Source organism: Rhizobacter sp. P2_H2 (assembly GCF_056403375.1).
Window position 1 is genome coordinate 1 of sequence record NZ_JBFUFP010000134.1, and the last position, 8,964, is coordinate 8,964.

Consider the following 8,964-nt stretch of genomic DNA (forward strand, 5'->3'; position numbering starts at 1 on the left):
CCGCCAGGCCCTGCCGGCGCCGGCAGGGCTGGCTGCGACGGCCGCGCGGCGCGTCGAGCCGCCGCAGGGCGAGACCGAGCAGGGCCTGGCGGCGATCTGGCGCGACGTGCTGGGCCTGGGTGATGTGGGTCAGGAGGTCGGCCGCCACGACAACTTCTTCGAGCTCGGCGGCCACTCGCTGCTCGCGACCCAGGTGACGGCGCGCATCCGCCAGGCGCTGGACCGCGGCTTCGTGCTGCGTGCGGTGTTCGAGCACCCGGTGCTGCACGAGCTGGCGCGGGCGATCGAGGCCGGCCGTGCGCCGGCCGCAGCGAGCGCGGCGATCACGCGGCTGGCCGGCGACGGCCCGAGCCCGCTGTCGTTCGCGCAGGAGCGCATGTGGCTGCTGCACGAGCTGGCGCCGGAGAGCTCGGCCTACAACATGCCGGTCGCGCTGCGCCTGCACGGCGTGCTCGATCGCGCCGCGCTGGAGCGGGCACTCGACGCGCTGGTGCAGCGCCACGAGACGCTGCACACCACCTTCGCGATGATCGACGGCCGGCCGATGCAGACGGTGCAGCCGCATCAGCCGTTCGCGCTGCCCTTCCACGACCTGCGCGCGCAGGGCCGGCAGGCCGAGGAGGCCGCGATCGCGCTGGCCACCGACACCGCGCGCGCCTACTTCGACCTGAACCGCGGACCGGTCTTCCGCACGCTGCTGGTCCAGGTCGCCGACGACGAGCACCTGCTGCTGCTCGCGATGCACCACGTCGCCGGCGACCAGTGGTCGTACGGCGTGCTGGGCCGCGAGCTGGCCGAGGCCTATGCGGCGTTCCGCCGCGGCGCCGCGCCGGCGTGGCAGCCGCTCGCGGTGCAGTACCGCGACGTGGCGGTGTGGCAGCGCGAGCGCTTCCAGGGCGAGCTGCTGGAAACGCAACTCGGCTACTGGCGCCGCCAGCTCGACGGCGTGGCGCCGTTGCTGCTGCCGACCGACCACCCGCGGCCGACGATCCTGTCGGACCGCGCCGCCTGGCATGCCGACGTGCTGCCCCCCGCGCTGATCGAATCGCTCGAGGCCTTCAGCCGCGGGCATGGCTGCACGCTGTTCATGACGCTGTTCGCCGCGTACGTGACGCTGCTGCACCGCTACAGCGGGCAGGCCGACATCGCGGTGGCGGTGCCGATCGCCAACCGCGAGCAGCGCGAGGTGGAAGGGCTGGTCGGCGGCTTCATCAACACGCTGGTGCTGCGCAGCCGCTGCGGCGACGACACCGCGTTCGCCGACCTGCTGGCGAGCGTGCGCAGCACCGCGCTGGAGGCGTATGCGCACCAGGAGCTGCCGTTCGCGAAGCTGGTCGAGGAACTGCGGCCGATGCGCGGCCCGGCACTGCCGCCGCTTGCCCAGGTGCTGTTCACGCTGCAGAACGCGCCGATGACCGGCATCGAGTTCCCCGGGCTGCAATGGGAGCCGGTCGCGATCGACCGCGCTGCGGCGCCGTTCGAGCTGGGGCTGTACATCGAGGCGGCCGTCAGCGGCAGCGTGCTGTTCGAGTACTCGACCGAGCTGTACGACGAGCCGACGATCCGGCGCATGGCGGGGCACTATCGGATGCTGCTCGAATCGCTGATGGAAGCACCCGCCACGATGCTCGCGAAGCTGCCGATGCTCACCGCCGACGAGCAGCGCTGGCTGCGGGTCGAGATGAACGGCACCGCCGCCGCGCATGCCAATGATGTCTACCCACGCCTGTTCGAGGCCCAGGTCGCGCGCAGCCCCGAGGCCGAGGCGGTGCGCTACGAGGGCGCCTCGCTCACCTACGCGGCGCTGAATGCGCGCGCGAACCGCGTCGCCAACCGGCTGCGCGCGATGGGCGTCGGCCCGGGGCAGCTGGTCGGCGTGTGCCTGCAGCGCTCGCTGGCGCTGGTGGTGGCCTTGCTCGGCGTGCAGAAGGCCGGCGGCGCCTACGTGCCGCTGGACCCCGGCTTCCCGGCCGAGCGGCTCGCCTACATGCTGGAGGACAGCGGCGCGCGCGTGCTGGTGGCCGGCGGCGATGCGGCCGACGGCATCGCGCTGCCGCCCGGCGTGCAATTGCTGGACGTGCTGGCCGATGCGGTCGCGCTGGGCGCAGGCAGCGAGGACAACCTCGCGGGCGCGCCGGCACCGGACGACCCGGCCTACGTGATCTACACCTCCGGCTCCACCGGCCGGCCGAAGGGCGTGGTGGTGCCGCACGGCGCGCTCGCGAACTTCCTGCATTCGATGCGGCGCGAGCCGGGGCTGGCGGCCGGTGACGTGCTGGCGGCCGTGACGACCGTCTCGTTCGACATCGCCGGGTTGGAGCTGTACCTGCCGTGGCTGGTGGGCGCGCGCGTCGAGCTGTGCTCGCGCGAGACGGCGGCCGACGGCATTGCGCTCTCGGCGGCGCTGGCGGCCAGCGGCGCGACCGTGCTGCAGGCGACGCCGGCCACCTGGCGCCTGCTGCTGGAAGCCGGCTGGACCGGCGGGCCCAACTTCCGCGCGCTGTGCGGCGGCGAGGGGCTGCCGCGCGAGCTGGCCGATGCGCTTCTCGCGCGCACCGGAGAGCTGTGGAACCTGTACGGGCCGACCGAGACGACGGTGTGGTCGACCGCGGAGCGCGTGATCGGCGGCGGTGCGCCGGTCACGATCGGCCGGCCGATCGACAACACGCAGGTGCATGTGCTGAGCCGCGCCGGCGAGCTGCAGCCGGCCGGCATCCCGGGCGAGCTGTGGATCGGCGGCGCGGGTGTCGCGACCGGCTACCACCGCCGGCCGGAGCTGACGGCGGATCGCTTCATCGCCGATCGCTTCTCGACCCAGCCGGGTGCGCGGCTCTACCGCACCGGCGACCTCGGCCGCTGGACGGCGCAGGGGCGGCTGGAGCACCTGGGGCGCATCGACCACCAGGTGAAGATCCGCGGCTTCCGCATCGAGCTGGGCGAGATCGAATCGGTGCTCGCAGGGCACGAGTCGGTGCGGCAATCGGTGGTGATCGCGCGCGAGGCGGGGCCCGGCGACCTGCGGCTGGTGGCCTACGTGGTCTACCAGCCCGGCGAGGACCTGACCGTCAGCGAGGTGCGGCGCCACCTGCGGCGCGAGCTGCCGGACTACATGGTGCCGTCGCTGGTGGTCGCGCTCGACGCGATCCCGCTGACGCCGAACGGCAAGGTCGACCGCGCGGCGTTGCCGGACCCGTTCAAGAACGTCGCGCCGGTGGCCGCGTACGAGCCGCCGGCACCGGGGCTGGAGCGGCTGCTGGCCGATGTGTGGCAGCAGACGCTGCAGATCGAGCGGGTCGGCGCCGAGGACAACTTCTTCGAGCTGGGCGGGCATTCGCTGCTGTCGCTGCGTGTCGCGGTGGCGGTGGAGCAGCGCACCGGCTGGCGCATGGATCCGCGCGTGCTCTTCTTCCAGAACCTTCGCCAGATCGCGGCTGCGGGCGCCGCGCATGTCTCTGCTGATTTTTCCGATCACTTGCCCAGCCCATGAACCCATTCTTCTTCGGCACCCGGCAACGGCGGCTGTTCGGCGTGTACAGCCCGGCGCGGGCGTCGGCGGCCGGCAGCGGCACGCGGGCCGTGCTGCTGTGCCCGCCGTGGGGCCAGGAGTACCTGCGCGCCCACCGTGCGATGAAGCAGCTCGCGACGCTGCTGAACCAGGCCGGCGTGCACGTGCTGCGCTTCGACTGGTTCGGCACCGGCGACTCGGCCGGCGAGATGCTGGACGCGAGCCTGGCCGGCTGGCAGGCCGACATCGAGACGGCGATCGACGAGCTGAAGGACACGACCGATGCAGCACGTATCGGGCTGGTGGGGCTGCGGCTGGGCGGCACGCTGGCCGCGGCCGTGGCGGCGCGGCGGCGCAAGGACGTCGACAGCCTGGTGCTGTGGGATCCGGTGGTGTCGGGCGAGGGGTACCTGAAGGAGTTGCTGGCCGCAGCGCCTGCCCGCAAGCCGGAGCACGGTGGCGGTCATGAGGTGATGGGCTTTGCGCTGAGCGAGGCGATGGCGGCCGAGCTGCGCGGGCTGGTGCTGCCAGCGGCGGAGTTGCCGGCGCGCACGCTGGTGGTTCGATCGGTGGCAGGCGAGGCGGTCGGGTCATTGCCGGTCGAACAGGTCGAGGGCCAGCCCGCCTGGCTGGAGGACCACCATTCGGGGGCCGGCGCGGTGCCGGTGAAGGTGTTGCAGCGCGTTGCGCAGTGGTGGAGCTGATGGTGAACGAGCAGGTGCTTCTGATGGGTCCGCGCAAGGCGCTGGTGGGCATCGTGACGCCGGCGGCGGAGGGTGCGGCGACGGCGCCCGGCCGGCCGGCGGTGGTGGTGCTGAACTCGGGGATCATCCACCGCGTCGGCGCGAACCGGATGACGGTGCAGCTGTGCCGGCGGCTGTCGGGGCAGGGCTTCGACGCGGTGCGGTTCGACCTCTCGGGCATCGGCGACAGCGAACCGCGCGACGACGGGCTCGGGCTGCTGGAGGCGAGCCTGGCCGACATCAAGGACGCGCTCGACACATTGGAATCAGTGCGCGGCTTCAAGCGCTTCGTGCTGGTCGGCCTGTGCTCGGGCGCGGACCATGCGGTGGTGTACGCGGGGCGGGATCCGCGGGTGACGGGGCTGGTGTTGCTGGACCCGTCGATCCCGCACACGCCGCGCTACTACCTGAACCACTATGCGCGGCGCGCGACGCGGCTGAGCAGCTGGATGAACATCGCGCGGGGCAAGCATCCGCTGTGGCATGCGCTGGGACAGCGCATGGGCGGGGCGGGTCATGCGGAGGTGCCGGAAGAGGGGCCGCGTGCCGACCTGGATTCGCCGGAGGCCAAGGCCTTCCTGTCGAACGCCTATGCGGCGGCACACCGTTCGGGCAACCGGTTCCTGGCGGTGCTGACGGCGGAACGCGAAGACCATCACAACTACCGCGAGCAACTGATCGACGCGTTCCCCGACGTGCCGTTCGGGGACCGGCTGCAGCTGGAGTACCACGAGGGCACGGATCACACGTTCACCGCGGAGGCGGATCGGGAGCGGGTGATCGAGGGGATCGTGGGGTGGATGCGCGCTGCCGCGTGAGATCGATGGTCAGGCCTGCTGCAAGCGCTTGAAGGTGTCGAGCCAGGTCTGCGTCTGCTGCGCGATGAGTTCTCGCAACCCGGGCAGGCGCCGGGCCACCCTGTCCAGCGATGCCAGCGTTGCGAAGGTCAGCTCGCACAGCTGAATGGTGCGCTCGACGATCCGGGCCTTAGGCATGTCACACCGCAGGCCGAAGTCCAGCAAGCCCAGCCGTGCCGCGAAGAAGCTGCGGTTGCCCTCCAGGTTCAACGCCAGGTTGTCGTCGGCAATGTAGAGCCGCGTGCAGACGATGTCGTAGGCCGGTGCCATGCGCACCGCGCCGCTCAGGCTGTCGTACAGCACGCCGAAGTTCTTCATGTGCGCGTCGCCGTTGCCGAGGATGCACGACAGCACCACCATGTCGAACAGCTGCTCGCGCGCGGCGGGCAGTTGCTCGGGTGAGCAGTACAGGTGCAGCAGCCTCAGCACGAGTTCGTAGCTGCCGACGTACTTCTGGTCGGCGGCGCGGCCGGCCAGGGCCAGCATGTCCTCGAAGCCGAGGACGCGTCCGTCGGGCGGCCGGTCGAAGCGGCGCATCACGAACAGCTCGCCGTCGTCGGACAGGTGGAACTCGGGCACCGGCACGCCGGCCTGCTTCACGATGCTCATGCAGATGAACTCGTTGATCGCGAGGCCCGGGAATTCGCCGAGGCCTGACTTGACGATGAGTTCTGAGGTGGGCAGCGATGCCTTGGGCGTGGGCCGCATGTCGTCGCTGACGCGCTCGGGGACGAGCACCTTGGGCTGCACGCCGCTCAACCCGGTGCGCATCAGGTAGCTGTCGACGAGGCGGGCGAAGAGTTCCCGTGAGCCGCCGTGTGCGAGCAGTTCAGCGAGGGACTCGCCTCGCACAGGCGCTTCGTTCCCGGCCTGCCCTTCGAGCGTGAAGCGCAACCGGCCGATGGGTGCCTGCGACCCGATCACCGTCAGCAGCAGCAGCGGATCGAGTCCGGTGGTCTTCGCGAGTCGATTGCGCAGTTGCTCCAGCACGAAGCCTTCCGGCATGTTCATCTGGAAGATCGGATGCAGCGACGGGAACTCGTACGGCCGGGCGCGCAACGGCATGCCGAGCGCTGGCGCCGACTCGGGCGTGGCATCGGGTGCGAAAGAGAACAGGTAGCTGCCATCGCGCTGCAAGATGCCGGACAGACCTTACGGTGTGTGAACCAGCACCTTGGTGGGCGATTCACTCATCGCCGTCTTTCAACAGGGCGCTGATCTCGTCCAGCGTCGGTCGCCGGGCGGGCGCCACCTGCAGTTGGGCTCCGAGTGCCGCTGCGACCCGTGCATAGGACGAAGCGGCGACACCTGGTCGGCCGGCTTCGACGTGGATCACCTTCAGGCGGGGAATGCCGGCGATGTGGGCCACGTCGACCAGCCGCAGGCCGCGCTGCTTGCGCATCTCCTGCAAGGACTGCCCCAGCACCACCAGATTGACCGAGAAATCACCCATGAAAGTATCGTAATCGATACTTAACAGGTAGCAAGTATCAAATTTGATACTTTCTGGGTCTCTGAATTGCCTCAGAACTCCAGGTTGTCGATCAACCGCGTCTGCCCCAACCGCGCCGCGCCGAGCGCGACCAGCGAGCCGGCCGTGTCGCCGCTGCCGGGCGGCAGCAGGTCGGCGCGCCGCCGCACCGTCAGGTAGTCCGGCTGCCATCCACGCGCCGCCAGATCCGCCATCGCCTTGGCCTCGAGTTGCGCGAGCGCCTGGCCGCCTGCGGCAAAGCCCTCAGCCAGCGCCCGCAGGCTGCGCGACAAGGCCACCGCCTCCTCGCGCTCCGCCGCGCCCAGGTACCCATTGCGCGACGACAGCGCGAGCCCGTCCTCCGCCCGGCTCGTCTCGCCCGCCTCGATCACGATCGGCAACGCGAACTGCTGCGTCATCTGCCGGATCACCATCAGCTGCTGGTAGTCCTTCTTGCCGAACACCGCGATGCGCGGTTGCACGCAGGCGAACAGCTTCATCACCACCGTGCACACGCCGGTGAAGAAACCCGGCCGGAAATGCCCTTCGAGGATGTCGGCCAGCGCCGCATCGGGCACCACCTTGAAGGTCTGCGGCTGCGGGTACAGCTCGCGCTCGTCGGGCGCGAACACGAGGTCGCAGCCGGCGCCCTGCAGCAGCTCGCTGTCGCGGGCCAGCGTGCGCGGGTAACGGTCGAAATCCTCGTGCGGCGCGAACTGCAGCCGGTTCAMGAAGATGCTCGCCACCACCGGCAGCCCCTGCCGCTTTGCCTGCCGCACCAGCGCCAGGTGGCCCTCGTGCAGGTTGCCCATCGTGGGCACGAAGGCGCAGGCACCGGGCGTGCCGAGTGCCGCGCGCAGGTCGGCGATCGAATGAACGGTTTTCATCGCGGTGGAAAGCTCAGTAGCCGTGCAGGCTGTCGTCGGGGAAGCGGCGGGCCTTCACGTCGGCCACGTAGCGCGTGATCGCGTCGCCGATGCCGGCGCTGCCCTCCATGAAGTTGCGCACGAAGCGCGGCAGCCTGCCCTGCGTGATGCCGAGCATGTCGTGCAGCACCAGCACCTGGCCCGAACAGGCCACGCCGGCACCGATGCCGATCACCGGGATGTCGAGCGCGTCGGTGATCTGCTTCGCCACCGCCGCCGGCATCAGTTCCAGCACCAGCATCGCGGCGCCCGCATCGGCCAGCTCGCGCGCATGGCGCAGCAGCGTCGCCGCGGCTTCGTTGTTGCGGCCCTGGATGCGGTAGCCGCCCAGCGCATGCACCGACTGCGGCGTCAACCCCAGGTGCGCGCACACCGGGATGCCGCGCTCCACCAGGAAGCGCACCGTCTCGGCCGTCCAGCCGCCGCCCTCGAGCTTCACCATCTGCGCGCCGGCCTGCATCAGCACCGTCGCACTCGCCAGCGCCTGCGCCGGCCCCTGCTGGTAGCTGCCGAACGGCAGGTCGCCGATCAGCCAGGCCCCGCGGTTGCCGCGCGCGACGCAGCGCGTGTGGTACGCCATCTCGTCCAGCGTCACCGGCAGCGTGCTCGCCTGGCCCTGCAGCACCATGCCCAGCGAATCGCCGACCAGCAGGCAATCGACGCCGGCCGCATCGAGCAGCCGCGCGAAGCTGGTGTCATAGCAGGTCAGCATCGCGATCGGCTCGCGGGCCGCGTGCATCTCGCGCAGCCGGTGCAGCGTCACCGCCTTGCGGCCGGGCACGGCGTCCTGGACCGGGTGGCTGCTCATGCCGGCCGCATCCCCAGCTTGTCGAGCAGCGCGCGGTCGGCCTGCACGTCGGGGTTGCCGGTGGTCAGCAGCTTGTCGCCGTAGAAGATCGAATTGGCGCCGGCCGTGAAGCACAGCGCCTGCACCGCCTCGCCCAGCGCCTGGCGCCCGGCCGACAGGCGCACGCGCGCGGTCGGCATCGTGATGCGCGCCACCGCGATCGTGCGCACGAACTCCAGTGGGTCGAGCTGCACCGTGCCGTGCAGCGGCGTGCCTTCGACCTGCACCAGGTTGTTGATCGGCACCGATTCCGGGTACGGATCGAGGTTGGCCAGCGCGCCGATCAGGCCGGCCCGCTGCGCCCGCGTCTCGCCCATGCCGACGATGCCGCCGGCACACACCTTGACGCCGGCACCGCGCACGCGCTGCAGCGTGTCGAGCCGGTCCTGGTACTGGCGGGTGCGCACGATGTCGCCGTAGAACTCCGGCGCGGTGTCGAGGTTGTGGTTGTAGTAGTCGAGGCCGGCGCTCTGCAGCGCCTCGGCATGGCCGTCTTCCAGCATGCCGAGCGTCGCGCAGGTCTCCAGGCCGAGGGATTTGACCGCGCTGACCAGCTCGGCCACCTTCTMGATGTCGCGGTCCTTCGGGCCGCGCCACGCGGCGCCCATGCAGAAG

8 protein-coding genes are annotated in these 8,964 nt (G+C 70.9%); 3 read left to right on the forward strand and 5 right to left on the reverse strand.

The features are described 5' to 3' along the window. From AC1D15_RS10385 to AC1D15_RS10395, 3 genes are all read left to right on the forward strand, one after another. Nucleotides 1-3,487 (forward strand): amino acid adenylation domain-containing protein (locus tag AC1D15_RS10385; protein WP_477825917.1); only part of this gene is annotated, 3,487 nt, incomplete at its 5' end. Continuing rightward, nucleotides 3,484-4,209, forward strand: coding sequence for an alpha/beta fold hydrolase (locus tag AC1D15_RS10390; RefSeq protein WP_477825918.1), 726 nt, complete (start codon nucleotides 3,484-3,486; stop codon nucleotides 4,207-4,209). The genes AC1D15_RS10385 and AC1D15_RS10390, both read left to right, overlap by 4 nt. Nucleotides 4,210-4,232: 23 nt before the next feature. Continuing rightward, a complete protein-coding gene (locus AC1D15_RS10395; RefSeq protein ID WP_477825919.1) occupies nucleotides 4,233-5,066 on the forward strand; it encodes an alpha/beta fold hydrolase in 834 nt (277 codons plus the stop codon). A 9-nt stretch (nucleotides 5,067-5,075) separates the two neighbouring features. Here the strand turns inward: AC1D15_RS10395 and AC1D15_RS10400 are convergent, their stop codons facing one another. The 5 genes from AC1D15_RS10400 to bioB form a co-directional block, all read right to left on the reverse strand. Next, entirely contained in the window at nucleotides 5,076-6,242 is a 1,167-nt protein-coding gene (locus AC1D15_RS10400; protein WP_477825920.1) for a type II toxin-antitoxin system HipA family toxin, read from the reverse strand. A 49-nt stretch (nucleotides 6,243-6,291) separates the two neighbouring features. Continuing rightward, the gene (locus AC1D15_RS10405) at nucleotides 6,292-6,558 is read right to left on the reverse strand and encodes a helix-turn-helix domain-containing protein (RefSeq protein WP_477825921.1); all 267 of its coding nucleotides are present in this window, start codon (nucleotides 6,556-6,558) and stop codon (nucleotides 6,292-6,294) included. Nucleotides 6,559-6,629: 71 nt separating this feature from the next. Next, the gene (gene panC, locus AC1D15_RS10410) at nucleotides 6,630-7,463 is read right to left on the reverse strand and encodes a pantoate--beta-alanine ligase (protein WP_477825922.1); all 834 of its coding nucleotides are present in this window, start codon (nucleotides 7,461-7,463) and stop codon (nucleotides 6,630-6,632) included. 13 nt (nucleotides 7,464-7,476) lie between these two features. Continuing rightward, entirely contained in the window at nucleotides 7,477-8,310 is an 834-nt protein-coding gene (gene panB, locus AC1D15_RS10415; RefSeq protein ID WP_477825923.1) for a 3-methyl-2-oxobutanoate hydroxymethyltransferase, read from the reverse strand. Beyond that, nucleotides 8,307-8,964: biotin synthase BioB (gene bioB, locus AC1D15_RS10420; protein WP_477825924.1), on the reverse strand; the 658-nt coding region annotated here is incomplete at its 5' end. The genes bioB and panB, both read right to left, overlap by 4 nt.

Bases quoted from the DNA above. Each gene is read 5' to 3' on its own strand.
- AC1D15_RS10390 (WP_477825918.1), top strand. From the start codon at position 3,484: ATGAACCCATTCTTCTTCGGCACCCGGCAACGGCGGCTGTTCGGCGTG.
- AC1D15_RS10395 (WP_477825919.1), top strand. From the start codon at position 4,233: ATGGGTCCGCGCAAGGCGCTGGTGGGCATCGTGACGCCGGCGGCGGAG.
- AC1D15_RS10405 (WP_477825921.1), bottom strand. From the start codon at position 6,558: ATGGGTGATTTCTCGGTCAATCTGGTGGTGCTGGGGCAGTCCTTGCAG.
- panB (WP_477825923.1), bottom strand. From the start codon at position 8,310: ATGAGCAGCCACCCGGTCCAGGACGCCGTGCCCGGCCGCAAGGCGGTG.